This is a genomic window from Amycolatopsis sp. WGS_07 (genome assembly GCF_045278895.1).
In the GTDB taxonomy this organism is placed as follows: domain Bacteria; phylum Actinomycetota; class Actinomycetes; order Mycobacteriales; family Pseudonocardiaceae; genus Amycolatopsis.
This window is the reverse complement of sequence record NZ_CP136053.1, coordinates 6,351,121-6,376,287: the sequence shown is the minus strand read 5'-3', so window position 1 is coordinate 6,376,287 and position 25,167 is coordinate 6,351,121. Positions and strand designations below refer to the sequence as shown.

Genomic DNA, 25,167 nt, shown 5'->3' with positions numbered 1-25,167 from the left:
TTCGTCGTGAGCACGCCAGTCACTTACGACGAAGGGGGCCGAGAAATTCCGGGACCCCCGAACAGATCACACCCTGGGAATCCCGCTTGACAAACTCAGCCGAGGCCGAGTGCGAAAACGTGGAGGTCCGGATCGGACGGGAGCGTCACCGTCGCGATCTTCTTGCCCGCCGGGATTTCCAGCGGGGCGGTGGCGTAAACCGAGGCGCCGATTCCCTGGCCGCCGGGCTGATTCCGGTAGGCGGTGCGGGCCACGAGCGTATTGCCGAACACTGGTTCGGCATTTCCGCCCGGCAACACCCAGTCACCGAACGAAAGATCGGCGGTCGCCGTCGTGCCGTCGGTGAACGCGACCGTCGCGCTCCCCCGGTGGTCGCCGTTCGCCGCCGAGCCGACGAAAAGCAGCCGGCGCGCTGAAGTTCCACCTAGATCGAGCTTCTGTCCGGACGCCGCCGCGTTGTCCGGACGGCCGGACGGCGCGGCGGGCCAGACGAACGTCGTGCCCGCCGCGTGCCCGGCCGACCCCGGAGCGAGACCGGCGTCGGCCAATGCTTTCCGCGAATAGCTGTTGCCCGCCCCGTCGAAATTCGCCGAACCGGCGTCGCCGTCGTCGGAAATTCCGGTATTGCCCAGCGCGCTCGCGAGACTTCCCTTCGGCGCGACCAGCACGATTACCGAGGACGAAACCGAATGTCCGGCGCCGCGCAATGTCACCGGAACCTCGTAGTAACCCGCGCGAGTTCCAGCCGCGGCCGTCACGGTCAGGTCGGTTTTCCCGCCGCCGGTGCGGTCGTCGAGCCGAACCGAACGCGGGCCGGACACGGTGATCCCCGCCGGGGCCGACGTCGCGATGTTCAGCGAGCGCAGCTGCCCGCCGAGCCGCTGGCCGTGCACCGCGACCGTGCCGGAGCCGCCCGGTTCGACGGTGACCTGGTTGGCCACCGAGCCGACGAACGGCTCCTCACCGTCCCGATAGGACGGTGGCTGCGTGTTCGCGGCCCAGTTCCGGTCCGGCTGCGCCGACAGCGCGAAGTCGAGCCGACCGCCGTTGCGCGCGAGGTCCTGTGGCAAGGACGTCCGGTCCCACCGGTGCCCGTTCAACGTCAGCCCGTGGACGTACTGGTTAGTCGTCGACGCTCCCGGGGCCCGGAGGTCCAACGTGCGACCGCCCGGCAACGTCAGCACCGCCCGCTCGAACAACGGGCTGTGCACGGTGAGATCCGGCGTGCCCGGCGTCGACGGGTAAAGGCCTAGTGCAGCCCAGACGTACCAGGACGATTGCGCGCCGAGGTCGTCGTTGCCGGGTTCGCCGTCCGGCGTCGCGCTGAACAGCGTGGTCGCGATCCGGCGCACCACCTCCTGCGTCTTCCACGGCTGGCCGACGTGGTTGTACAGCCACGGCACGCCGAAGTCGGGTTCGTTGCCCGCCCACATGTACGGTTCGTTCGGGCCGACGTTGAGCTTCTGGAAGAACGTGTCGAGCCGCGCGGACACCGCCGCCGGGCCGCCCATCGCGGTCACCAGCCCGGCCGTGTTCTGCGGCACCAGCCAGGTGTACTGCGCGGCGTTGCCCTCGTCGAAGCCGTCCTGGCCGAAGGTGCCCGGCGCGGGCGGCTTGAACGCCGGGCCGTCCGGGAACCGGCCGTCCTGGCCACGCGGCTGGACGTAGCCGGTAGCCGGGTTGAACAGGTGCTGCCAGTTCTGGCCGCGTTTCGCGAAGTCGCGGGCCACGCCGCGGTCGCCGATCGCGCCCGCGAACTGCGCGATGGCGAAGTCGTCGATCGCCCATTCCAGCGTGATCGAGGCCCCGACCCGCGCGTGGTCGCCGCGGGAAGCGTCGTTGTTCGGCAGGTAGCCGCGGGCGACGTAGTCCGCGATCCCCCGGCGCTCCTGATACGCGCCCGGGGTTTCGTCCACCGAGGTCGCGCCCTTGACCAGGTATTTCAGCGCGGTCTTGACGTCGAAGTCGCGGGCCCCGAAGGCGTAGAGATTGGACAGCAGCGCGACCGAGCTGTCGCCGGTCATCTGCCCGGTGTAGCCGTTGGCCATCGGCCAGCGCGGCCACCAGCCGCCCTGGACCGCGTCGTTGGTCAGCGACTGCGCCATGTCGCTGGCTTCCTTCGGGAACAGCATGCCGTGCAGCGGAGCCAGCGAGCGGTAGGTGTCCCAGTCGGAGAAGTTGGCGTACTGCGCGTGCCCGGCCGGGAGGGTGCGGATCTTGTTGTCGAAGCCGATGTAGCGGCGGTCGACGTCGTTGAACGTGTTGGGGTGCATCAGGCTGTGGTAGAGCGCGGTGTAGAACGTCTTGAGCTGCGCGGAATCCTTGCCCGCCACGCGAATCCGGCCCAGCGCGTCGCTCCAGGCGTCCCGCGTGCTCTTGCGCACCGCGGCGAAGTCCCAGCCCGGCACCTCGGCCGCCATGTTCTTCTTCGCGCCCTCAACGTCCACATAGGACATCGACACCTTGGCGTGGACCACGCCCGCGTCGCCGAACGTCAGGTACGCCCCGGCTTTCGGCGCGTCGACCTGGTCGCTGCCTGGCTGGACGGTCTTGCCGTCCCAGGTGCCGTGCGCGGCGAACGGCCGGTCGAAGGTGATGGCGTAGTAGACGGTGTACTTGTTCGGCTTGCCGCAGAAATGCCCGGTCGTGGCCTGCCCGCTGACCTCCCGGTCGCCGGTGATCCGCAGCCCGGCCGCGGAGTTCCCGGCGAGACTCGCGCCGCCCTTCACGAGCACCTGCGCGTTCTGGCCCGCGGGGAAGGTGAACGCCGCCAGCCCGGTGCGCGTGGTCGCGGTCAGCTCGCTGCGCACGCCCGAATCCGGAAACGTGACCGCGTAATAGCCCGGCTCGGCCTGCTCGCCGTCGTGGGCGAACCGTTCGACCCGGTCCCACGGCTGCGCCCCGACGTCGCCGGTCACCGGCAGAATCGGCACGTCGCCGAACGCGTTGCAGCCGACCGACGCGTGATCGAGGCTGAAGCCACGGATCTTGTCGCTGTGGTACTGATAGCCGGCGTAGGACCCGTCGGTGTCCGGGGAGAACTGCATCATCCCGAACGGCGCGGCAGGCCCGGGAAAGTTGTTGATCTCGCCGACCGACGACCCGCCGCGCCCGGTGCCGATGAGCGGATCGACGTACGCCGCCGGATCGCCGGTCAACGGAACCCCCGGAGCGGCCGCCGCGACCGCCCCCGCCCCGACGACCGCCGCCGTCGCCAACGCTGCCACGACTGAGTACCGCACGGCACCTCCCAGACCTCGTGTTGTCCGACCTTTCCGGCTGCCGGGCGGCGAGGTCAACCGGATGACAGAGATCTGGCCGGTTTCGTCCGGACAGACATCCGACACCTCCGCCGATCGGGCGGTCAGCGGTTGCTCGATCTGATCGGCGCGGCGCGCCTGGACACCCGCGAAGCGCGGACCGCACTCTGGCGGGCGCGGGCCAACGGCACGATCCCCTGAACCACACGAAGCGCGCTAACCTCGACGGACATGACAGAACCCGCCACCCGGGACGTAGAGGGCTACGAGGTCGGCTCCAGCGTTTCCGTCATCCGCGAATACGTCGTCACCCCCGGCGCCGGCCCGCGACTGCACCGGCACCCCTACCGCGAAACCTTCGTCGTCCAGCGCGGCCGCGCGTTGTTCACCATCGGCGGCGAGCAGCGCGAGGGCGGGCCTGGGGACGTGCTCGTCTGCCCGCCGGACACCCCGCACAAGTTCGCCTCGATCGGCCCCGAACCGTACGAGGCCGTGCACATCCACGAGAACGACCGGTTCGTCACCGAGTGGCTGGAGTGAGGTCAGGCCGCATTTGTACGTCCCGTGTATCCCGCTCGGCGATGCTCGGCCCCGGACCGACCAGGACCGGGAGGACACGGATGTTCAGGAAACTCGCAGTGCTCACCGCCGGGGCCGCGGCGGCGGCCACGGTCGCCGTCGCCGCTCCGGGGGTCGCCGCGGCGGTGCCGGCGGCCAACATGGAGGCCGTGCTGCTGGCGGCCCAGATCGACCCGCAGCGCGCGGACAGCACGCAGACGCCGGGCGCGCACGACAGCGTCCTGCTGGTCGAGAAGGCGTTGCAGGCCAAGGGGCTGCTGGACGCCAAGTACGTCGACGGCTACTTCGGCACCACCACGATCGACGCCTACTCGAAGTACCAGAAGTCGCTGGGCTACACCGGGATCGACGCTTCCGGCCTGCCCGGCAAGACCTCGTTGGAGAAGCTCAGCGGGGGCACGTACACCGTCTCCAACGTGGTCTCCGCCGGCAGCCGCGTGACCTACCACGGCGTCACGCTGAACACGCGCACCAAGGCGATGCTGCAGGCGGCCGAGAAGCTGTTCGGCAAGGAGGTCGGCCTCACTCAGGGTTCGTACAACCCGGGCGGCGTCGGCGCGTCGGCCGGGACGCACGACGGCGGCGGCGCGTTCGACGTTTCGGTGGCGAACATGTCCTCGGCGACCCGCACCGAATTCGCCAAGGACCTCCGGAAGGTCGGCTTCGCGGCCTGGGTGCGCACGCCGTCGCAAGGCGACTGGGGCTACCACATCCACGCGATCGCGGTGAACGATCCCGATCTTTCGTCGGGCGCGCAGCACCAGGTCGGCGCCTACTACCTCGGGCAGAACGGCCTCGCCGACCACGGCAAGGACGACGGTCCCGCGGTGAACCCGAAGCTGACCTGGGAGCAGTACCAGCGCGGCTGACCCGCCCGGCCGCCGCACTTGCTGGCGCGAGTGCGGCGGCCGTGGTTTTCTGGTGGCATGGCGGGAAATACTTTTCGGTTCGGGGTGGTCGCGACGGCGCAGGAAGGCGGCGCGAAATGGCGCGAAACCGCCCGCCGCGCGGAGGATCTCGGATATTCGACCCTGCTTTCGCCGGACAACCTGCTCCTGCCCACCCCGACCGCGACGCTGGCCGCCGCGGCGGCGGTGACCACCGAACTGCGGGTCGGCACGTTCGTCTTCGCCAGCCCGCTGCGCACGCCGCGCGCGGCCGCGTGGGAGGCGCACAGCCTCAGCGTGGTCACCGACCGCCGGTTCGAGCTGGGGATCGGCACCGGGCTGCCGGCAATGCGCGAAGCGGCCGCCGAACTCGGGCTGCCGTACGGCACCGGCGCCGAGCGGCTGGCCCAGGTGTCGGACACGATCTCGCACCTGCGCCGGCTCGACGGCGACGAGCACACCCCGGTGATGGTCGCCGCGGGCGGCCCGAAAGCCCGGCAGCTGGCGGGCGAACGCGCGGACATCGTCACCCTCGCCGGCAGCGTGCTCACCAGCCGCGCGGACACCGCGAAGCACACCGCCGAGATCCGCGCCGCGGCCGGCGGCCGGACCATCGAGCTGGCGCTGAACATTTTCGTCATCGGCGAAGAAGTCCCGCCGTGGATCCGCGCCTTCACCGGCCACGACGCGCAAACCCTCATCGAGCACGACTCCCTCACCCTGCTGCGCGGAGGCCCAGCCGCGATGGCCGAGGAACTGCAGCGACGGCGCGAGGAACTCGGCGTGTCGTACTTCAGCGTGAACGGCGCCTTCCTCGAAGACTTCGCCCCGGTGATCGCCCGCCTCAGCGGCCGCTGACCCACCCGCCAGAACACCGAACTCGCGACGAACAATCTCGTCATCGGCGAAGAAGTCCCGCCGTGGATCCGCGCCTTCACCGGCCACGACGCACAAACCCTCATCGAAAACGACTCCCTCACCCTCCTACGCGGCGGCCCAGCCGCCATGGCCGAGGAACTGCAGCGACGACGCGAAGAACTCGGCGTCTCCTACTTCAGCGTCAACGGCGCCTTCCTCGAAGACTTCGCCCCCGTGATCGCCCGCCTCAGCGGCCGCTGACCCGCCCGCCGGGAATAGCCGCGCCCGCCGGTGCATTGCATCGAGGGTGAAAGCTGTGACCTACCGCCGGTTCGGCGGCCCGGAAGTGCTGACGTTGTCCGAACTCGCCGTGCCGGAGCCGGGGCCGGGCGAGGTGCGCGTGCGGATCGTCGTGTCCGCGGTGAATCCGACCGACTGGAAGGCGCGCGCCGGGTCCGGGCTGGTCGCGGAGCCGGAGTTGTCGGTGCCGCACCAGGACGGAGCCGGAGTCGTCGACGCGGTCGGCTCCGGGGTGACCGCGTTCGCCGTCGGCGACCGGGTCTGGACGCTGCTGGCCGCCGCGCACGCGCCGCTGTCCGGGACCGCGCAGGAGTACACCGTGCTCCCGGCGGATCGGCTTGTCCCGCTCCCCGACGAGGCCGGTTTCGACGAGGGTGCCGCGTTCGCGATCCCGGCGCTCACCGCGCACCGAGCGCTCACCGTCGCCGAGGACGGGCCGCGCCGGCTGGCTCCGAATGCGTTGTCCGGCAAGACTGTTCTGGTCAGCGGCGGCGCGGGCGCGGTCGGCAACGCGGCGATCCAGCTGGCCCGCTGGGCCGGCGCGACGGTGATCTCCACCGTCAGCACCGAGGCGAAAGCCGATCTTGCCCGCGCGGCCGGAGCCCACCACGTCGTGCGGTACACCGAGGAAGACGTCGCGGAGGCAGTGCGGAAGATCGCGCCGGACGGTGTCGACCTGATCGTGGAAGTCGCCGCCGGCGTCAACGCTGCCCTGCACACCGCGGTGCTCCGCCCGCGCGGCACTGTCGCGGCCTACGGCGACGACGGCGGCACCGGTTCCGTGACTCTCGACTTCCGCCAGAACGTTCTTCTCAATACCCGCTACCAATTCCTGGTGCTCTACACCGTCGGATTCGACCTCCTGCACGAAGGCGCGGAAGACCTGAACGCCGCCCTGCGCGACGGCGGGCTCCGCCTCGGCCCCGACCACGGGCTGCCGGTGCACCGGTTCCCGCTGGCGGAAACCGCTCGCGCGCACGAAGCGTCCGAGAAGGGCGTCACCGGAAAGGTGCTGATCGAGGTCAGCTGACCGCCGGCTCGACCCCGGTCAGCTCCACACTCGCCGCCCACAACCGGGCAGCGGCTTCGGTGTCCGCGTACGGCCCGCGAACCGGTTCCGGCCGCGGCCGTCCCTTGACACCGAACACCCGCGGCCCCCAAATCTGTCCACTGTGGACCTCCGGACCGACCGCCGCTCGCACCGCGGGCCGCGCGCCGCCGTCCTTGCCCTGCAAGACGATCCGCGCGAGGCTCAGCTTGTGCCGAGTGCTGCGCACGTGCAACGGCGGCCGGTCCGGAGTCAAGCTGTCCAGCGCCCCGCCCGGATGCGCGACGACGCTCAGCTTGCCGCTCCCCGCCGCCCTCAGCCGTCGATCCAGCTCCAGCGCGAAGAGCGTTTGCGCGAGTTTCGACCGTTCGTACGCGGTTTTCGGCGCGTACGAACGCATGCTCTGCAGATCCGTGAAGTCGAGCTGGGCTGATTTCGCCGCGAAGCTGCCGGTGGTCACGATCCTCGCCTCCGGCGCCAGCCGGTCCCAGAGCGCCGCGGTCAGCGCGAAATGGCCGAGATGATTGACCCCGAACGTCATCTCGTGCCCGTCCTTGGTCTCCCGCCGCTCCGGGCCTTCGAGATAGACGCCCGCGTTCAGCACGACCGCGTCGAGCGGCCCGGTCTCGATCCCCTTCACCGAAGCCAGATCGGCGAGATCCAGCCGCGCCCACGACGCCCGCGCCCCCGGCACCCGCTCGCGGAGGACCCGCAACGCCACCTCCGCCTTCGCCTCGTCGCGGCTGCCGAGCACGACCTCCGCCCCCGCCTGCGCCAGCTGCTCCGCGACGAAGTAGCCGATCCCGGCATTGCCCCCGGTCACCAGCACCGCCATGACACCCTCCTAAACCTGAAGTGATTCTGACTTTAGACCCACTTCAGGTTTAGGTACACTCGGGGCCGTGGTCAACACCGGACGACGCGAACGCCGCAAGCTCGAAACCCGGCGCAGGCTGGACGAGGTCGCGCTGCGGCTGTTTCTGGAACACGGCTACGACGGCGTGACCGTCGCGCAGATCGCCGAAGCGGCCGACGTCTCCGTCGCGACCCTCTTCGCCCATGTCCCGGACGGCAAGGACGCCCTGATCTTCGACGACGGCTCCGAACGCCGCGCCGGAATCGTCGCCGCGGTCCGCGAACGCGACGAGCCGATTCTCAAGGCCCTGCACCGGTTTTTCGCCGCCCGCGGCCCCTACTCGAGCGATCTGCCGCCGGAACACGCGCCGAAACGGGACCTCATCGTGCAGACGCCCGCGCTACGCGAGTACGCACGACGGCTGTGGCATTCCTGCGAACCCGAGCTAACCGCGGCGCTGGCCGAGGACAGCGGCCTGCCCCCGGACGATCCGGCGGTGCGGGCGCTGGCCCGCTTCGTGCTGGAAATCCCGGACCTCACCGGCACCGCACCTGACCCGGCGGCCGCGCTGGCGTCAGTGTTCGCTTTGCTGGAATCCGGCTGGCCGCCACGATCATGAGCAGCAGTCGGCGCCGGCCGCCCGCACCTCGGCGAGCGCCTGCCGCGCCAGCGCACCAAACTCGTCGCTCGCGCTGATCCACTGGTCGTAAGCGATCTCCCAGGCAAGTGCGCCCAGCCGCGCCGCCACCCGCGCGGCCAAGCCCGGGACGCCACGGCGTTCGAGCGCCTCGATCATCGAGTCGGCGAGATCCGTCCTCTTCCGGGCTTCGCGTTCCCACAGCCCCGGATTCGCAGCCAGCACAGCCTGCCGCCGGGCGCTGAACTCGCGGCGGTCGCCGGTGAAGAACTCCCGGCCGAGCGCGTCCAGTGCGTGCGCCACCGCGTCGAGCGGCCCAGCCGAGGACGGTGCCGCAGCGATCTCCTCGGCGAGCAGGCCGGCGATCTCGCCGCCGCCGAAGAGCACCTCGCGCTTGTCCGGGAAGTACCGGAAGAACGTGCTCTTCGTGAGCCCGGCGCGCTCCGCGATCTCGATCACGGTGGTGTTCTCGTAGCCGCGTTCCTCGAACAGATCGAGGGCCGCGGCCGCGAGCCGTCCAGGTGCGTCGGGTTGCCAGCGAGCCATGGGGACAGTCTACGGGACTTGGTCCCATCACTTCGGGTACGGTTGATGGGACCAAGTCCCATCACTCAGGAGGCATCCATGAGCAAAGCTGTCGTCTACCGGCGGTTCGGCGGTCCCGAAGCGCTCGAACTGCTGGAGGTGCCCGAACCGCACGCCGGGCCGGACGAGGTCCGCGTCCGGGTCACGGCCGCCGGGCTGAATCCGATGGACTGGCAGATCGCCGCGAGTCCCGCGGCAGCGGCCCGGTTCGGCATCACCCTGCCGGCCGGGTTCGGCACTGACTTCGCCGGAGTCGTCGACGAGGTGGGCGCCGAGGCCGTCGGCTTCGCGGCGGGCGACCGGGTGCACGGGGGTGCGATCGGGCGGGCCGTCGCCGAGTACGTACTGGTCAAGACCCCTGCAACGACACTGTGGCGCACATCGGAAGGCATCAGCGACGAGGTCGCGAGCACCCTCGCGGTGTCCGGCCTGACAGCCTCCGCAGCACTCGCCGCGATCGGGCTCCAGGCCGGAGACACTGTCCTGATCGGCGGGGCGGCGGGCGGCGTGGGCATCTTCGCCGTGCAGCTGGCGAAGCTCGCCGGTGCCCGCGTGCTCGGCACCGCCTCCGAGCGCACGTTCGGCTTCCTGCGCGAACTCGGCGCCGAACCAGTGGCGTACGGCCCCGGCCTGGCGGACCGGGTGCGGGAGCTGGCTCCCGAAGGGATCACCGCGGCGGCCGACCTGTTCGACCGGGACACGGCCGAGACCGCGCTCAAGCTCGGCGTCGCGCCCGAGCGGATCTCCACCGTCGCCGACGGCCCCGCCATTCCCGGCGTGCGCGCGACCGGAGCCTTCGAAGCGGAACCAGGCTCCCTCGAACGGATCGCCGAAGCGGTCCGTTCCGGCGAGATCACCGTGCCGATCGCCGCGACCTTCCCGGTCGGGCAAATCCGCGAAGCCGTGACGACGCAAGCCGGACGGCACGTCCACGGCAAGATCGCGGTCGTGCTCTGAACCGGCGGCGGGCGCGCGCAGAAGCCGGAAACCCCGTTCCCCTCAACGGCCCCGCCCCTTCCCCGAACCGGAGGCCGCCGCGTTCCCCTGCCGTTACCACACCCGGCGAATCGGGCGGAACCTGACTTTCGCAGGTATCGCCGAGACTCCGGTCACCGGTATACCTGACACCGGTCCAGGAAAGGTCTGGACCACTGTGCGGACCGGTACGGGTGTCCGAACGGACGTCGCCGTCCGCCCGAGTCGTCCTATGTGGAGGCATCATGCACCGGCTGGACGCGGCGCAGGATTACGCGCTCGGTTTGTTCCGCATCGTCGTCGGGTTCCTTTTCGCCTGCCACGGCGTGAAAACGCTGTTCGGGGTGCTCGGCGCGCACAGCACCGCGCAGGTGGGCTCCTGGCCGGGCTGGTGGGCCGCGCTCATCCAGCTAGTCGCCGGCGGCCTGGTCCTGCTCGGCGTCGCGACCCGGATCGCGGCGCTGATCGGATCGGGGTCGATGGCGTACGCCTACTTCACCGTCCATGTGCCGCAAGCGCTTTTCCCCATCGAGAACGGCGGCGAAGCGTCCGTGATGTTCTGCTGGACGCTGCTGCTGCTCGTGTTCACCGGCCCCGGCCGGTTCGCGCTCAGCGGCGCGCTTTCGGCGCTCCGGCCGCGGGATTCGCGCGTCGGAGCCGTCCCGCACGCCTGATTCCCGAGCGCAATCCCTTACCCCCGGGTCGATCCGCGCACGATCAGCTCGTACTCCGCCGGCCCGGGGGCAGGGGATTGTTCAATCCCCTCAACACGATCCACGAGCACCGCGACCGCGACGCGCGCCAATTGCACTGGACGCAAGTCCACTGAGGTGATCGGCGGAACCGACGAGCGGGTCTGCTCGGAATCGGAATCCGAACCGCAGGCGATGCGCACGTCGCCCGGCACCGCCAGCCCCTTCGCCCGCGCGGCGGCCAGCACACCGGCCGCGTGCCGCCCGGTCTGGCAGTACACCGCGTCCGGCGGCGAGGCGAGTCCGAACAGCTCCTCCCCCGCCTCGCGCCCGCCCGCTTCCCCGGCGACCTCCGCGCGGCGCACCGCCAGCGGCTCCTGCCCGCGCGCGCGAACCCAAGCGAGATAAGCGGTTTCGGCGTCCAGGTTCCACTCGTTGGGGTCGGTGCCCAGCACCGCCGCGACCCGCGAACCGCCCGCCGCGGCCAGATGGTCGAGCACGTCGGTCACGATCCGCTTGGTGCCGAGGTCGAGGTAGTCCGGCGACGCGGGCCGCGCCGGATCCCGGCCGACGCCGAGGAACGGCACGCACTCCCGGGTCAGCATCGTGATCAGCGGATCGTTCTCGACCGGTTCGGTGATCAGGAACCCGTCGCAGGCGAGCCCGACCGCGGGCGCGTCGGCACGCGTCGGATCGGGCACCAGCATCAGGCCGTACCCGCGTTCCACCGCGGCCAGCGCGGCCGACCCGGCGAACCGCAGGAAGTAGTCGACGCCTTCCAGGAACGCCGTGTCCTGCGGGTCGAGCGGCCGCACCACGAGCCCGAGCACCCCGAGCCTGCTGGACCGCAGCCCGCGCGCGACCGTGTCCGGCCGGTAGCCCAGTTCGCGCGCCGCCTCCCGCACCCGGTCCGCGGTCCCGGCCGCGACCGTCCCGTTCCCGCTGAAGGCGTGCGACACGGTGGTCGGCGAAACCCCGGCGCGGCGGGCGACGTCCTTGATGGTCGCGCGCGTTCTCTTCCCGGCCATGGCGCACGAGCCTAACCTCGTCCAAATCGTTTTGGAACCCAGTCCGGAGCGGCCATTGCCCAAATCGATTTGGGTGCTTACCGTGACCCGGGTCGCGTCCCCGGCCCGGAGGTTCTCGCCATGACCGCTCCCGCCACCCCGCCCGCGTCCCCCGGCACGTCCGCGCCGCCGCCGGCCCGCTCCGGGCGCGGCCCCCGGGTGGAGGCCCACGGCATCGACGTGATCGGCGACGGCGAACGGCACGGCCGCGCCAGGGACCTGTTCGGGGTGTGGGCCGCGCCCAACGTCAGCTACCTCAGCCTGGTGGTCGGCGGTGCGCTGGTGCTCAGCGGATTGAGCCTGCTGCAGGCGCTCGCGGTGATCGTCGTGGGCAACCTGTGCTGGATGCTGGTCGGTCTCGTCGCGGTCAGCGGCCCGGCGGCGGGCGCGCCGAGCGAGGTGATCATGCGCGCGATGTTCGGCACACGCGGCAACCGGTTCGTGATCGGGCTGAACGGCTGGCTCGTTTCGGTCTGTTACGTGGCCTTGAGCTGGTCCGCGGCTTCGGTGACCGCGTTCAGCCTGTGCTCTCGGCTGGGCATCGAACTGAACACCGTCGGCAAGGTCCTCGTGATCGTCGCGATCGCCGCCGCGACGCTGGTGATCAGCGTCTACGGGCACTCCGTGATCGTGCGGCTCTACCTGCCGCTCGCCATCGTGACGGCCGCGGTTTTCCTGGTGCTGGGCGGATTCCTGCTCCCGCACACGAGGTGGAGCTACGAGCCCGCGACGCCGCTGCACGGAGTCGCGCTGTGGGCCGCGCTGACCGGCGGCGTCGCGCTGGTCGCGTCCGCTTCGTTGTCCTACAACACCAGCGCGGACTTCGCCCGGTACTTGCCGCGTGACACGAAGCCGTTCGCCGTCGCCGCCTGGACCGCCGCGGGGGCTTTCCTGCCGAGCATCGTGTTCACCGCGCTCGGCGCGTTCGCCGCGACCACTTTGGACATGAGCGACCCGCAGTCCGCGCTGGAATCCGTGCTGCCGCCGTGGTTCACGCCGATCTTCCTGGTCGCGGTGATCCTCGGCGCGATCGCCAACAACGCGATGACCGTGTACAGCTCCGGCCTCGCGCTGCAGGCGATGGGCGTCCGGCTCCGCCGCTCCCGCAGCGTCCTGCTGGACGGCACGGCCGGAGTCCTGCTCACCCTGTACGCCTTGCTCGTGTCGGATTTCCTCAAGGCAGTCAACGACCTGATGCAGCTGATGGTCGTCGTGCTCGGCCCGATGATGGCGATCTACGCGGCCGATCTCCTCGCGCGCCGCAACCGCTACGACGGCCACGCCCTCGCCGACGAACGCCGCGGCGGCCCGTTCTGGTACGTCGGCGGGGTGCACTGGCCCGGGATCGCCGCCCTCGTCCTCGGCGCGGCCGCCTCGGCCTCCTGCCTGTCCGTTCCCGGCATGTACACCGGATTCGCCGCGAGCGCGGTCGGCGGGATCGACCTGTCGCTGCCCGCCGGAATGCTGATCGCCGCCGCCGTCTACCTGCTCGCCGGCCGCCCCCAGACCCCCGAACGCAAGGAGCTTTCTTGATGGACCTGACCCCAGTGCACTACCGCGGCGGCCGGATCTTCACCGCGAGCCCGTCCGGCTGGGCGGAATCCATGGTCGTGCGCGGCGAAACAATCGAATACGTAGGCAGCACCAGTGAAGCCGACCGGATCGACGCGCGGGTAGTCGATCTGGAGGGTGCGTTCGTGCTGCCCGGTTTCGTCGACGCGCACACCCATCTTGTGTCGATGGGCGAGGCACTCGATCAGGTGGACCTGTTCCCCGCCACCTCCCCCGAGGACATCCAGCACCGGCTCGCCCGCGCCGCCGCGAACGATCCGGCGGCACCGCGGATCCTTGGCCGCAGCTGGCTTTTCGACGCGCTCGGCGACCGCGCCCCGGACCGTCACCTGATCGACGCGGTCGTGCCGGACCGTCCGGTCTACCTCGCCGCGAACGACGTCCACTCCGCTTGGGTCAACAGCGCCGCGCTGCGCGAACTGGGCATCGACCGCGACACCCCCGACCCGCTCGACGGGCGCATCGGCCGCGACGCGTCCGGCGAACCGGACGGCATGCTCTACGAAACCGCCGCCCTGCAACTGATGCGGCATTTCCTCGACGAACAGACCAGCGACGCAGACCGCGACCGCGCCCTGAAGTCCGCCTTCGCGCAATACCGCGCGGACGGCGTCACGACCGCGGTCGACATGGCGCTCAACGAGGTCGACCTCGCCGCGCTGGAACGGGCCCTCGAAGGCGGGCGGCTCCCGATGCGCGTCGCCGGGCACTGGCTGATCGAACGCACCGGCAACACCGAGGACGATCTCCGCCAGGTCGAGCGCGCCGCCGAGTTGAGCGCCCGGCTGTCCGGGCCGTGGCTTCGGGTCGCCGGGATCAAGGTGATGGTCGACGGAGTCATCGACACCTGTACTGCGGCAATGAAAAAGCCGTTCGCCGACGGCAGCCATCCCGGGCCGTTGTGGCCGCTGGAAGCGCTGTCCCCGGTCGTCGCGGCAGCGGACGCGGCTGGCCTGCAGGTCGCGATGCACGCTATCGGCGACGAAGCGTCGGACATCGCGCTGTCGGCGCTGGAGCACGCGATCGAGGTCAACGGCCCGCGCGACCGGCGGCATCGGCTCGAACACCTGGAGACGGTGACCCCGGAAAACGTGCGGCGATTGGCGCGGCTCGGTGCGGTCGCGTCGATGCAACCGGTGCACGCCGACCCGGCGATCCAGGAGAACTGGCGCGCGATGCTCGGCGACGACCGGGTGCAGCGGGGGTACCCGTGGCCGGAAATGACCGCCGCCGGCGCCGTCCTCGCGTTCGGCTCCGACGCCCCGACCGCCCCGCATCCGCCGCTGCCGAACATGTACATCGCGACCACCCGCCGGTCCGCGCTGAACCCGCAGCTCGAACCCAACCTGCCGGACTACGCCCTACCGCTGGCCGAAGCCCTCGGGCACGGCACCCGCGACGCGGCGTACGCCTGCCGGTGGGACGGGCTGACCGGGCAGCTCGCACCGGGCCTGGCCGCGGATTTCGCGGTGCTGGACGTCGATCCGTTCGCCGAAGCGCCGGACGCGCTGCTGCGCGCACGGGTGCGCCAGACGTTCGTGGCGGGCAAATCCGATTGACGCGCCTTCCGGGCCTGGGCAGGGTTGGGGTATGCGTTTTTCGGTCTGCATCCCCAACTTCGGCGATTTCGCGGACCCGCGCACGGTGGCCCGGGTCGCCGCCGCCGCGGAAGAGGCGGGCTGGGACGGGCTGTTCGTCTGGGATCACGTGGTGCTGGACAAGCGCCCCGGCCGCCGGTTCGGCGATCCGTGGCTCCTGCTCGCCGCCGCCGCGCTCGCCACCAGCCGCGTCCGGCTCGGTCCCCTGGTCACGCCCGTCGCCCGCCGCCGCCCGCAGCAGCTCGCCCGCGTGGTGTCCACTTTGGACCACCTCTCCGGCGGCCGGGTGGTGTTCGGCGCCGGGCTGGGCGCTCCGCTCGAAGCGGAGTTCGCGGACTTCGGCGAGCCGGCCGACCCGAAGGTCGTCGCCGGGAAACTCGACGAGGGCCTCGACCTGATCGCCCGCTTCTGGACCGGCGAGCCGGTCACGTTCTCCGGCAAGCACTTCACCGTCCGCGACGTGACGCTGCTGCCCGAGCCGGTGCAGCGGCCGCGCCCGCCGGTCTGGATCGCCGGGCGCTGGCCCAACCGCCGCCCGATGCGCCGAGCGGCGCGCTGGGACGGCGTGGTGCCGATCTTCGAAGCCGATGGTTTGCCGGACTTGGCCGACGTGCGGGACCTGATCGCCTACATCCGGAGCGAACGCGACACCGACGCGCCGTTCGACGTGGTGGTCGGCGGCACGACCCCCGCCGACCCGGCGCAGGCGGGCGGCCTCGTCACGCCGTTCGCCGAGGCCGGCGTCACGTGGTGGGAGGAAAGCCTGCCGTTCGGGAGCCCGGAAGAGGACAAGCTGGACCCGGTGCTGCGCCGCGTCGAAGCCGGTCCGCCCGCGCTCTGAGCCCGCCTCAGGTCCTTCCCGGACAACGACCTCAGTGTGGCTGGCCCGACTCCGCCAGCGCGTCGATCGCCCCGACCAGCTCGTTCAGCGCGGGCACCGCGGCCGCGATCAGATGCCGCCACGCCGGATGCACCCCTTCGAGCGCGGCGGCCAGGATCGCGGCGTTGTGCCCCTGCCACCGCTCGACCGCGGCCCGGCCGGTGTCGGTGAGTTCGAGTGCCACCGTCCGCCGGTCGTCGCCGCCGCTGGTGCGGGTGACCAGGTCGCGCGAACGCAGCCCGGTGACCATCGTGGTGACCGAGTTGGGCGCGAGCTTCAGCAGCTGCGCGATCCGGCTCGGCCGCGCGCCGGGGTTTTCGAACAGGCAGGACAGCAATTCCAGCTGCGCGACCGACAGCGTGTTGTCCGGGTCGGCGGTGCGCGCGGCCCGGCGCATGGCCCGCCGGAGCCGGGCGACGACGTCGGCCAGCGCGGGTTCCGGCGCGGTCACCGTACTGTCTCCGGCCGTGCCGCCAGCCCGGTCGCCGCCGCCAGCACGCCCGCTCCCGCCAGCACCGCGAGCGCGGCCGTCTCCCCGCCGGTGTGCAGGCACAGCGTCACCAGCGCCACGCCGAGCGCCGTCCCCAGTCCGCGCGCCATGTTCACCAGTCCTCCTCCGGTGGCCGACATCCGCGCCGGGATCGCGCTCATGACAGCCGAATTGTTGGCTGGAATGAACACTCCCAGACCGAGCCCGGCCACCACCAGCGACACGCCCGCCTCCCACGGAGCGGACACCGGCCCCAGCCCCGCGCACCCCGCCGCCGCGACGAGCGCGCCCAGCACCGTCCGGCCGCGGGCGCCCAGCCGCCGCGGCAGCACCCGGTCGGCGAGCAGCGCCGCCACCGCGAATCCCGCGGGCAGGCAGGTCAGCACGAGCCCGGTCCCGCCGGCCGCGCCGAGCACCTGCGGCAGCAACGTCAGCGGCCCGAACAACACGAGGTACCCGCACATCGCCCCGGCCAGCCCGAGCGACACCACCGGCGGCCGCAGCACCGAAAGCCGCAGCAACGGGCTGCTCGCCGCCTTTTCCCGCAGCACGAACCCGACCGCCGCGCCGAGTGCTGCCCCGGCCAGCGCCAGCAGCAGCCATCCCGGCATCTCCAGCCCGGAGACCCCGGAAATCACCAGCAGCAACGCGGTCGACGAGGTTGCCAGCAACGCGACGCCCGCCCCGTCGAAGCGGCCGAGCGGCGTGCGCTCGCGAGTGCGCGGCAGCAGGTACCGCCCGGCGATCAGCCCGGCGAGCCCGACCGGCGCGTTGACCAGGAAGACCCACCGCCAGCCGACGGTGTCGACCAGCAGCCCGCCCACCGCGGGCCCGAGCGCGAGCCCCAGCGCCTGCGCCGCCGCCTGCACCCCGAGCGCGGAGCGCATCCGGTCCTCGCGCACGCTGCGCACCACCAGCGCGACGCTGTTGGCCTGCAACATCGCCGCCCCGATCGCCTGCACCGCCCGGAACGCGACCAGCCACCCGAGCGACGGCGCGAGCCCGCAGGCGACCGACGCGACGGTAAACACGCCGAACCCCTGCACGTAGGTGAGCTTCCGCCCCACGGCGTCGGCGACCCGCCCGACCGCGGCCAGCAACCCGACCAGCGCGAGCAGATACGCCAGCGACACCCACTCGACGGCGGCCAGCGGAGCCCCGTACTCGCGCTGCAGCGCGGGAAAGGTGAGCGTGACGATGCTGGCGTCGAGCTGCCCCATGAACGCCCCGAAACACACCGCGCCGACCGCGAACCACCCGGCCTTCGGATGATCCCGCACCACCGCCGGCCGAGCCCGCTCCAGGCCGATCGTCACTGCCGCCTCCCGTTCGATTAGTTCTGCTACAGAACTACTCTACGGGATGTACGTACATATCGCATAGCCGCTGAGGTGACGTTCTCGTGGATGACGGGGTGAGATAGGTCGCCCGACGAGTTAACTACGGGGGACACAGCTGAGTCGAGCCCGGTCCGTCGCCGTACCGGGCTCGACTCGGGGAAGCCAGCTGCCTACTGCTGATACGGAGCCGCCGCCGACTTGGCCGCCGTGATCAGCGCGCCCTTGTTCTTCGGCCAGAACGTGCTGTCCACGCACGAGTACCGCGGCAGGAATCCGCCGCACGTGCCGCTCTGCCCGCCGACCTCGAAGGTGAAGCTCGCGGCTCCCAGCGCGCCGTAGGTGAAATCGTCCGTGGTCCCGCTGGTCGAATAGCCCACGGTCTCCGTGTTGGTCCCCACCAGATACCCGTTCGACTCGCTGAACCTCGCGCCGAGCTTGCGCAGCGCGTCGTTGTTCGGCGCCGGGTCGGAGGTGAAGCCCCACGGAACGATGATGTCGTTGCCGTAGCTGTGCAACGTGATCATCGTGCCGCGGGCATTGTCGGGAGCCGGGTCGTTGTCGCCGCTGCCGCGCTGTTCGGGGTAAATCGAGCGGAACAGCTTTTCCAGCGCCTGGACTTCCGGTTCCGAACCGGCGTCCGGTCCCTGATAGGTCTCCGCGCACGGCGAGTTCGAATCCGCGCCCCAGCGGAAGGTCGAGTTGCGGTTGAGGTCGATGCCGCTCCGCGTCCCGCCGCAATTGCCGTGGCTGGTGTTCGCGTTCTTGCGCTGCAGTTTCGGCGAATTGCCGCCGGAGGCGACGATGTCCACGCCGTCCGGATTCGAGATCGGCACCACCCACACCTCGGTGGAGTCCAAAATGGACGTCGCGGTCGCGTCCTTGCCGTAGCCGTCGGCGAGGTAGTCGATCCAGCGCCAGGCGAGTTCGCCGGTCGCGATCTCCCGCGCGTGGATCTGGGCCATCAGCACGAATTTCGGCTTCGGCGATTTCGTGGACAGCACGCAGTCGCCGTCCTGTTTCTTGGTCAGGCAGATCGCGTTGATGTCGTGGCCGCCCTTGCCCTGGGTCTTGCGCCACGACTGGCCGATCGTGTACTCGGTCGCGAGATCCGGATGAGCCGCAGCCACTTTCGCGAGATGGGCCTCATGCGCCGGGACCGTGCGGTAGCCGCCGTAGTACGTGTCGGCCGCGGCGCGCGTCGTCACTCCTTTGTAGACAGTGTCGAAGAATTCCGGGGCATAGCCGCGATCACGCAAGTGCCGCGCGACCGCCTGGTCCCCGACCACGTACGCCACACCCTGCCCGGATTCGGCGACGTCGAACCCGGCGCGGGCCAGGTCAGCGGCCTGCGCGGGCGTAGCGGGTACGCGCCACGAAACCGGATCGTCCGGCGCGGCAGCGGCTGTCGCGGTCGTGGCGCCGCCGAGAACGGCCAGCACTCCGGCGACGCTGAGAGTGAGCCGGATCGAGAACTTGCCCGCCATCGAAGCTCCTCACGCAGCTTGGAAGGCCACCCCGTGCGGACGGTGACCAATGAGCAGCGCACAGTGTGCTCTTCCGGACGAATCCGGCCCACCTCCGAAAGTCGGGTGTCAGCAGGTGACCGAAACCTTCGCGCCGCGTTCGAACGAAACGTGGACGTGGTCGTAGTGGTTCGCGGTCTCGCCGCCGCGGTCCTCCATCGCCGACCAGCCGCCGCCGTCGTTGTAGCGCTGCTGCCAGATCACGTACTTCACGCCGAAATCGTCCTGGTGCTCGAGAACGTAAGCAGCCACGGCGTTTCCGGTCTTCGTGTCCACCATGAAGTCCAGCGCGAGACCGGCCGGATGGTCGCTCGCCCCGGACCGTCCGGCCCTGCCGCCGACCGACTCCACGCCGAACTTTTCCTTGACATGGTTGCCCACCTGAGCCACCGCGGGCTGCGTTCCGGCCAAAGTGGACGAACACGCTTTCGCCGCGGGAGTTTGCGAAGTGGTGGTCGTCTTGCTCGTCGGCGCGCTCGACGACGTTGTCGGCGCGGCGCTCGAAGACGTCGTCGGCGACGGCGTGTAGGTGGTGGACGGAACGGTGCTCGACGCGCGCGGCGCGGTGAACGCGTGCATTTGCGCGGCGGCGGCCGGGTACTGCTCCGGTTCGACCGAACTGGCGGCCAGCCACACCGGCACCGCCAGCGCGCCGACGGCCAGCGCGCCCGCCGCGGTCGGCAGCCGCCACGATTTCGATCCGTCCCGATGTCTACCGGACACCTCGCACCACCATCTCCTCGTTCGGGTCCGCAAAGCCGCCACGACATTACGAATAGGACACGGCAATGTCACCGGTAAGTGACAGCGGGCACACTCCGAACGAGATCACCGCAGGTCAGCGCCCGATTACCGGGCGAACGGGCGGCGTGGTCAGGACAGCGGAATCTCCGCCGAATCGCTGAGCCGCAGCTTCCGCCGGGCACGCTGGTAGAACGTCGTCATGCCGAGCCGGACCACCCGGGCCGCCCCCGGCCGGGCGTGCAGGTCGAGCGTTTCGCCGGGCCCGACATACCCCGCCACCTGCCCGTCGACCTCCACCGCGAGCCGCCCGCTCGACGGCAGCACCTCCAGCGTCACGGTGTCGTGCACCGACAGCACGACGCCGCGGCTGTACGCCGAATGCGGCGCGGCGGGCGTGACCAGCAGCGCTTCCACCGCCGGGCTCGTGATCGGCCCGCCCGCGGAGAAGCTGTACGCGGTGGAGCCGGTCGGCGTCGCCACCACGACCGCGTCCGCGGCGTAGCTCACGAACTGTTCGCCGTTCACCCGCACCGCGACCACGGCGCTCCCGTCGCCGGGCACGCGCACCACCGCGACGTCGTTGAACGCGGTCTCGATCCGGCCGCCGAACCGCGCGTCCACAGCCAGCCGGGGCTCGACTGTGAATTCTTCACGGTCGATGGCAGACAACGCGCGCGGCAGGTCCGGCACGTCGACCTCGGCGAGGAACCCGAGCTTCCCGAGGTTGACGCCGAGCACCGGCGCGTGCTGCCCGTCGGCGAGCCGCATCGCGCGCAGCATGGTGCCGTCGCCGCCGAGACTGACCACCAGATCCGACCGTTTGCCCAGTTCAGCGGGCTGGACCCCGGTCGCCGAGCAGTCGACCCTGGCGATCTCGTCCACGATGCCGAGGATCTCGATCCCGCGCCCGGCGGCCCAACCCAGCACCGCGTCCACCGCGGCTTTCGAATCGCGGCGCGGGTGCAGCACGAGTCCAGCGGAATGCATGTCGGGTCTCCTCGCTTCAGCCTGTCCCCAGTCTGCCGCGCCGGGGCCGGTTAGGCTCGGCGTCCGTGATCGAAAACTGGGCTGGCAATCTCACCTACCGCGCACGCGAGATCCTCGCCCCGCGCACCCTTTCCGAAGCGCAGGACCTCGTCGCCGGCGCGGCCCGGGTGAAAGCCCTCGGCAGCAGGCACAGCTTCAACACCGTCGCCGACAGCCCCGGCGGCGTCCAGCTCGACCTCTCCGCCCTCGGCATCGCGCCGGAAATCAACGCCGCGAGCCTCACCATCGGCGGCGCGACCCGCTACGGCGACGTGGTCGCGCAGGTGCACGAGGCCGGATACGCCCTGGCCAACCTGGCGTCACTCCCCCACATCACCGTCGCCGGCAGCGTCGCGACCGGCACCCACGGCTCCGGCCAGCGGCTGCCCGGCCTGGCCTCCGCGGTGTCCGCGGTCGAACTCCTCACCGCCGACGGCTCCTTGCGCACCTTTTCCCGCGCCGACGCGGAATTCCCCGGAGTGGTGGTAAACGTCGGCGCACTCGGCGTCCTCACCCGGCTCACTCTCGATCTAGAGCCCACTTTCGAGGTGCGCCAAGACGTTTTCGACGCCCTCCCCTGGTCCGCCGCATTGGAACACTTCGACGAAATCCAAGCGGCGGGCTACAGCGTCAGCATGTTCACGAACTGGGCGCGCGACGCGATCGACCAAGTCCTGCTCAAGAACCGCGTACCAGCCGAGATCCCCGATTCGCTGTTCGGTGCACGCCCCGCCGACGGCCCCCGGCATCCCGCCCACGCAGCGGGCATTTCGGCGGAAAACACCACGGTGCAAGGCGGCGTTCCCGGACCGTGGCACGACCGGCTGCCGCATTTCCGGCTGGAATTCGCGCCCAGCGTCGGAACGGAATTGCAGAGCGAATACTTCGTGCCCCGCGCCCACGCCACAGCGGCCTTCGAGGCGTTGCGCGGCATCGGCGACCGGATCGCCCCGCTGCTGGTGGTGTCGGAAATCCGCACCGTCGCAGCCGACGAGCATTGGCTGAGCCCAGCGTATGGCGGAGACCGGGTGGCGGTGCATTTCACCTGGCAGCAGCGACAGCCGGAAGTGGAAGCGGTGCTGCCGCTGATCGAGGAGAAGCTGGCCCCATTCGGCGTCCGCGCCCACTGGGGAAAACTGTTCCACGGCGCGGCTTTGGACCTGGACCACGACGGGGTGCGACAGTTCCGCCGGCTGGCGGCGGAGCTGGATCCGGCCGGGAAGTTCCGGAACCCGTTCCTGGACCGACACCTGCTCCAATAGTCCACAGTAGACAGTCAGTAACAAAGCCGGTACAAAACCTCCTTCCGTACCACCGCGCTCACCATGTGGGAGTCCCAAGAGGACGCTCGACAGCCGGGAACCCAGCGGGTCACAGTGGCGATCGCCCTCTCCGCGATCCCCAGGAGCCACTGTGAGTTCTCCTCCGACGCTGCGCGCCGTGCCGTCGCCGTCCGCAGGTCCCGAGCCGCCCGGCGAAGCGCGGTTGCGCGAACTGGCCGCGAAGAAAGTCGCCCCGTTGCGCCGTCCTGGCCGGTGGGTCGCCGCGGCCGTCGTGCTCGTGCTGCTCGCCCAGTTGGCGCATGCCCTGATCACGAATCCGGTGTTCCAGTGGGACGTTTTCGGCTATTGGTTCTTCCGTCCGGTGATCCTCGATGGGCTGCTGCTCACCCTTGAGCTGACCGGCCTCGCCGCGGTGTTCGGGCTGGTCGGCGGCATCGTGCTGGCGTTGCTGCGGCTGTCGAAAAATCCGCTCCTCCAAGCGGTTTCGTGGGCGTATGTGTGGATTTTCCGCTCGATTCCGCTGATCGTGCTGCTGCTGTTCCTCGCCAACGTGACCGCGCTGTACAGCACGCTGAGCCTCGGCATCCCGTTCGGTCCCTCGTTCCTGAGTTTCAGCGCCACCGACGTGCTCAGTTTCTTCGTCGTCGCAGTGCTCGGCCTGAGCTTGAACGAGGCAGCGTATGCCGCGGAGATCGTGCGGGCCGGTGTGCTTTCGGTGGACCAGGGCCAGCTCGAAGCGGCGGCCGCGCTCGGGCTGCCGCGCTCCCGGCAGTACCGGCGGATCATCCTGCCGCAGGCCACCCGCGCGATCGTGCCCGCTTACGCGAACCAGCTGATCGGCCTGCTCAAGGGCACTTCGGTCGTCTACATCACGTCGCTGCTGGAGCTGTTCGGCGTGGTGGAAACCCAGGCCAGCACCAACAGCGGGCAGATCATTCCGCTGCTGCTGGTCGGAACGGTCTGGTACATCATCCTCACCAGCATCCTGTCCGTGATCCAGTATTACGTCGAACGTTTCTTCTCTCGCGGCGCACTCCGCACCGTCCCGCCGACGCCGTTCCAACGGTTCCGCGCCCGGCTTCGCGCGCTGGGGGTGGCCCGGTGAGCGTTCAGGTCCGCAGCGCGGTCAAGACCTACGACGGGATCCGCGTCCTGGACGGCATCGATCTCACCGCGCCCGGCGGACAAGTGACTGTCGTGCTCGGGCCGTCCGGTTCCGGCAAATCGACTTTGTTACGGACGATCAACCATCTGGAACGCCTTGACAGCGGCTACGTCAGCATCGACGGCGAACTGATCGGCGTTCGCGTGCACGGCGACCGGTTCAAGGAACTCAGCGAACGCGCCATTCTGCGGCAACGGTCCCGGATCGGGTTCGTGTTCCAGAATTTCAACCTGTTCCCGCATCTCACGATCCTCGATAACATCGTGGAAGCGCCGATCGTCACGCAACGGCTTCCTCGCGCCGACGCCGAGACGCGCGCGAAAGAACTGCTCGACCGCGTAGGTCTCGCGGACAAAGCCGGGGCGTATCCGCGGCAGCTGTCCGGCGGTCAGCAACAGCGCGTCGCCATCGCCAGGGCGCTCGCCCTAGAACCGCGGCTGATCCTGCTGGACGAACCGACATCCGCGCTCGACCCGGAACTGGTCGGCGAAGTGCTGGCAGTGATCCGCGAACTGGCGCACTCCGGCACGACGATGATCGTGGTCACGCACGAGATCGGCTTCGCTCGCGAGATCGCCGACCACGTCGTGTTCCTCGATGACGGCCGCGTCGTCGAAGAGGGACCGCCCGCAGCCGTCCTGGACCGTCCCCGCCACGACCGGACCCGAGCCTTCCTCGGGAAGGTCGCCCGTCTCGAAACCTCGGAGAACGCATGAAAACCCGCACGATCCTGCCCGTCCTCGCCGCGGTCGCCCTCCTCGCCGGCGCGTGCGGCGGCAGCACTCAGGCGTCGACCGGTGTGAACGGTTCACAGACCGTCGAGGTCGCGGCGAACACCGCGGACGCGCACCCGGTTTCGCTGACCGTGCCCGCCGTCGCCGAGATCCGCGCCCAGCTGCCGAAGAAGATCCTCGACCGGGGCAAACTGGTGATCGGCGTCGGCGCGCTGCCGTCCGGATTCCCGCCGCTGGCTTACGTCGGCACCGACCAGCGCACCCTCACCGGAGCCGAACCCGACCTCGGCCGCCTCGTCGCCGCGGTGCTCGGGCTGGAACCGGACGTGCAGAACGCGTCCTGGCAGAACCTGTTCGTCCGGCTGCAAAGCGGCCAGTTCGACACGGGATTCTCCAACATCACCGTGACCGAACAGCGCAAACAGCAGGGCTTCGACTTCGCCGCCTACCGCGAGGACAACCTCGGCTTCGAGACGAACCGCGCGAACGCGTGGACCTTCGCCGGGAATTACGAAGTGCTGGCAGGGAAAACCGTCGCCGTCGACAGCGGGACCAACCAGGAGAAGATCCTCCGGGAATGGCAGCGCAAACTGAACGCCGAAGGCAAGAAACTAGACGTGCGCAATTTCGCCGACAAGAACAGCACGTACCTGGCACTGGCGTCCGGCCGGATCGACGCGTACTTCGCCCCCAACCCGAGCATCGCCTACCACGCCGCGCAGACCGCGAAAACCCCGAACCCGACCCGCAGCGCGGGCACGTACTCCGGAGCCGGCGCCCAACTGCAGGGCCTGATCGCCGCGACGACCAAAAAGGACAACGGCCTCGTGAAGCCAGTGGCGGCCGCGATCGACTACCTGATCCAGCACGGCCAGTACGCCAAATGGCTGGCCGCGTACGGTCTGGACAATGAAGCGGTGAAGAAGGCGGACGTCAACCCGCCGGGCCTCCCGCTGAGCGATTCCTGAACACCGTCGTGAGTGGTGGCGCCGGTTAGAACCGGTGCTACCACTCACGAAGCCAGCCACGACACAGACCCGCCGCGCGGGGCGGGGCGGGGTGACGCAG

General features: G+C 70.3%; 23 protein-coding genes. 14 read left to right on the top strand and 9 right to left on the bottom strand.

Annotated elements, in window-relative coordinates; all coding sequences use genetic code 11:
* Window positions 1-95: 95 nt before the first annotated feature.
* Entirely contained in the window at window positions 96-3,242 is a 3,147-nt protein-coding gene (locus RPX00_RS30180; RefSeq protein ID WP_406630433.1) for a GH92 family glycosyl hydrolase, read from the bottom strand.
* A gap of 249 nt (window positions 3,243-3,491) precedes the next feature.
* Between RPX00_RS30180 and RPX00_RS30175 the strand changes: the two genes are divergently transcribed.
* From RPX00_RS30175 to RPX00_RS30160, 4 genes are all read left to right on the top strand, one after another.
* Window positions 3,492-3,800: a cupin domain-containing protein gene (locus RPX00_RS30175; protein ID WP_406630432.1), complete on the top strand. Its 309-nt coding sequence runs from the start codon at window positions 3,492-3,494 to the stop codon at window positions 3,798-3,800.
* A gap of 80 nt (window positions 3,801-3,880) precedes the next feature.
* Window positions 3,881-4,708, top strand: a complete 828-nt coding sequence (locus tag RPX00_RS30170) for a peptidoglycan-binding protein (protein WP_406630430.1) — start codon at window positions 3,881-3,883, stop codon at window positions 4,706-4,708.
* Between the two features lie 57 nt (window positions 4,709-4,765).
* Window positions 4,766-5,584, top strand: coding sequence for an LLM class flavin-dependent oxidoreductase (locus RPX00_RS30165; RefSeq protein WP_406630428.1), 819 nt, complete (start codon window positions 4,766-4,768; stop codon window positions 5,582-5,584).
* Window positions 5,585-5,891: 307 nt separating this feature from the next.
* The gene (locus RPX00_RS30160) at window positions 5,892-6,914 is read left to right on the top strand and encodes an NADPH:quinone reductase (protein ID WP_406630426.1); all 1,023 of its coding nucleotides are present in this window, start codon (window positions 5,892-5,894) and stop codon (window positions 6,912-6,914) included.
* On the opposite strand, the gene RPX00_RS30155 is transcribed toward RPX00_RS30160, so the two are convergent.
* On the bottom strand, window positions 6,907-7,767 hold the full coding sequence (locus RPX00_RS30155; protein ID WP_406630424.1) for an SDR family NAD(P)-dependent oxidoreductase: 861 nt from the start codon (window positions 7,765-7,767) through the stop codon (window positions 6,907-6,909). The genes RPX00_RS30160 and RPX00_RS30155 overlap by 8 nt on opposite strands.
* Window positions 7,768-7,834: 67 nt before the next feature.
* On the opposite strand from RPX00_RS30155, the gene RPX00_RS30150 reads away from it, so the two are divergent.
* Window positions 7,835-8,407 (top strand): TetR/AcrR family transcriptional regulator, encoded by a 573-nt coding sequence (locus RPX00_RS30150; RefSeq protein ID WP_406630422.1) that lies wholly within the window; start codon window positions 7,835-7,837, stop codon window positions 8,405-8,407.
* Here RPX00_RS30150 and RPX00_RS30145 read toward each other — a convergent pair.
* A complete protein-coding gene (locus RPX00_RS30145) occupies window positions 8,402-8,971 on the bottom strand; it encodes a TetR family transcriptional regulator (RefSeq protein WP_406630420.1) in 570 nt (189 codons plus the stop codon). The genes RPX00_RS30150 and RPX00_RS30145 overlap by 6 nt on opposite strands.
* Window positions 8,972-9,049: 78 nt before the next feature.
* Here RPX00_RS30145 and RPX00_RS30140 point away from each other — a divergent pair, with 78 nt between their 5' ends.
* Together RPX00_RS30140 and RPX00_RS30135 are read left to right on the top strand one after the other, a co-directional pair.
* Entirely contained in the window at window positions 9,050-9,967 is a 918-nt protein-coding gene (locus RPX00_RS30140; protein WP_406630418.1) for an NADP-dependent oxidoreductase, read from the top strand.
* 263 nt (window positions 9,968-10,230) lie between these two features.
* Window positions 10,231-10,659 (top strand): DoxX family protein, encoded by a 429-nt coding sequence (locus RPX00_RS30135; protein ID WP_406630416.1) that lies wholly within the window; start codon window positions 10,231-10,233, stop codon window positions 10,657-10,659.
* Between the two features lie 17 nt (window positions 10,660-10,676).
* On the opposite strand, the gene RPX00_RS30130 is transcribed toward RPX00_RS30135, so the two are convergent.
* Entirely contained in the window at window positions 10,677-11,705 is a 1,029-nt protein-coding gene (locus RPX00_RS30130; protein ID WP_406630414.1) for a LacI family DNA-binding transcriptional regulator, read from the bottom strand.
* Between the two features lie 120 nt (window positions 11,706-11,825).
* On the opposite strand from RPX00_RS30130, the gene RPX00_RS30125 reads away from it, so the two are divergent.
* Genes RPX00_RS30125 through RPX00_RS30115 form a run of 3 tightly spaced genes read left to right on the top strand, consistent with a single transcriptional unit; the run spans window position 11,826 to window position 15,755 of the window.
* Complete coding sequence (locus RPX00_RS30125; protein ID WP_406630412.1) at window positions 11,826-13,277, top strand: purine-cytosine permease family protein; 1,452 nt, start codon at window positions 11,826-11,828, stop codon at window positions 13,275-13,277.
* Window positions 13,277-14,875, top strand: coding sequence for an amidohydrolase (locus RPX00_RS30120; RefSeq protein WP_406630410.1), 1,599 nt, complete (start codon window positions 13,277-13,279; stop codon window positions 14,873-14,875). Before RPX00_RS30125 ends, RPX00_RS30120 begins: the two co-directional genes overlap by 1 nt.
* A 31-nt stretch (window positions 14,876-14,906) precedes the next feature.
* Complete coding sequence (locus RPX00_RS30115) at window positions 14,907-15,755, top strand: LLM class flavin-dependent oxidoreductase (protein WP_406630409.1); 849 nt, start codon at window positions 14,907-14,909, stop codon at window positions 15,753-15,755.
* 31 nt (window positions 15,756-15,786) lie between these two features.
* On the opposite strand, the gene RPX00_RS30110 is transcribed toward RPX00_RS30115, so the two are convergent.
* The 5 genes from RPX00_RS30110 to RPX00_RS30090 all read right to left on the bottom strand — a co-directional run bounded on the left by RPX00_RS30110 (window position 15,787) and on the right by RPX00_RS30090 (window position 20,878).
* Window positions 15,787-16,245 carry a MarR family winged helix-turn-helix transcriptional regulator gene (locus tag RPX00_RS30110; RefSeq protein ID WP_406630407.1) on the bottom strand — a complete coding sequence of 153 codons (459 nt, stop codon included), beginning with the start codon at window positions 16,243-16,245 and terminating at the stop codon, window positions 15,787-15,789.
* On the bottom strand, window positions 16,242-17,600 hold the full coding sequence (locus RPX00_RS30105; RefSeq protein WP_406630405.1) for an MFS transporter: 1,359 nt from the start codon (window positions 17,598-17,600) through the stop codon (window positions 16,242-16,244). The genes RPX00_RS30110 and RPX00_RS30105 overlap by 4 nt, the downstream gene beginning before the upstream one ends.
* Window positions 17,601-17,794: 194 nt before the next feature.
* Window positions 17,795-19,108 carry a M14 family zinc carboxypeptidase gene (locus tag RPX00_RS30100; protein ID WP_406630403.1) on the bottom strand — a complete coding sequence of 438 codons (1,314 nt, stop codon included), beginning with the start codon at window positions 19,106-19,108 and terminating at the stop codon, window positions 17,795-17,797.
* A gap of 108 nt (window positions 19,109-19,216) precedes the next feature.
* Window positions 19,217-19,870 (bottom strand): hypothetical protein, encoded by a 654-nt coding sequence (locus RPX00_RS30095; protein WP_406630401.1) that lies wholly within the window; start codon window positions 19,868-19,870, stop codon window positions 19,217-19,219.
* Between the two features lie 150 nt (window positions 19,871-20,020).
* Complete coding sequence (locus tag RPX00_RS30090) at window positions 20,021-20,878, bottom strand: NAD(+)/NADH kinase (RefSeq protein ID WP_406630399.1); 858 nt, start codon at window positions 20,876-20,878, stop codon at window positions 20,021-20,023.
* 65 nt (window positions 20,879-20,943) lie between these two features.
* Here RPX00_RS30090 and RPX00_RS30085 point away from each other — a divergent pair, with 65 nt between their 5' ends.
* The 4 genes from RPX00_RS30085 to RPX00_RS30070 all read left to right on the top strand — a co-directional run bounded on the left by RPX00_RS30085 (window position 20,944) and on the right by RPX00_RS30070 (window position 25,067).
* The gene (locus RPX00_RS30085) at window positions 20,944-22,179 is read left to right on the top strand and encodes an FAD-binding protein (protein ID WP_406630398.1); all 1,236 of its coding nucleotides are present in this window, start codon (window positions 20,944-20,946) and stop codon (window positions 22,177-22,179) included.
* Between the two features lie 151 nt (window positions 22,180-22,330).
* Window positions 22,331-23,305 carry an amino acid ABC transporter permease gene (locus RPX00_RS30080; protein WP_406630396.1) on the top strand — a complete coding sequence of 325 codons (975 nt, stop codon included), beginning with the start codon at window positions 22,331-22,333 and terminating at the stop codon, window positions 23,303-23,305.
* Entirely contained in the window at window positions 23,302-24,081 is a 780-nt protein-coding gene (locus RPX00_RS30075; protein ID WP_406630394.1) for an amino acid ABC transporter ATP-binding protein, read from the top strand. The genes RPX00_RS30080 and RPX00_RS30075 overlap by 4 nt, the downstream gene beginning before the upstream one ends.
* Window positions 24,078-25,067: a transporter substrate-binding domain-containing protein gene (locus RPX00_RS30070; protein ID WP_406630392.1), complete on the top strand. Its 990-nt coding sequence runs from the start codon at window positions 24,078-24,080 to the stop codon at window positions 25,065-25,067. The genes RPX00_RS30075 and RPX00_RS30070 overlap by 4 nt, the downstream gene beginning before the upstream one ends.
* Window positions 25,068-25,167: the final 100 nt, after the last annotated feature.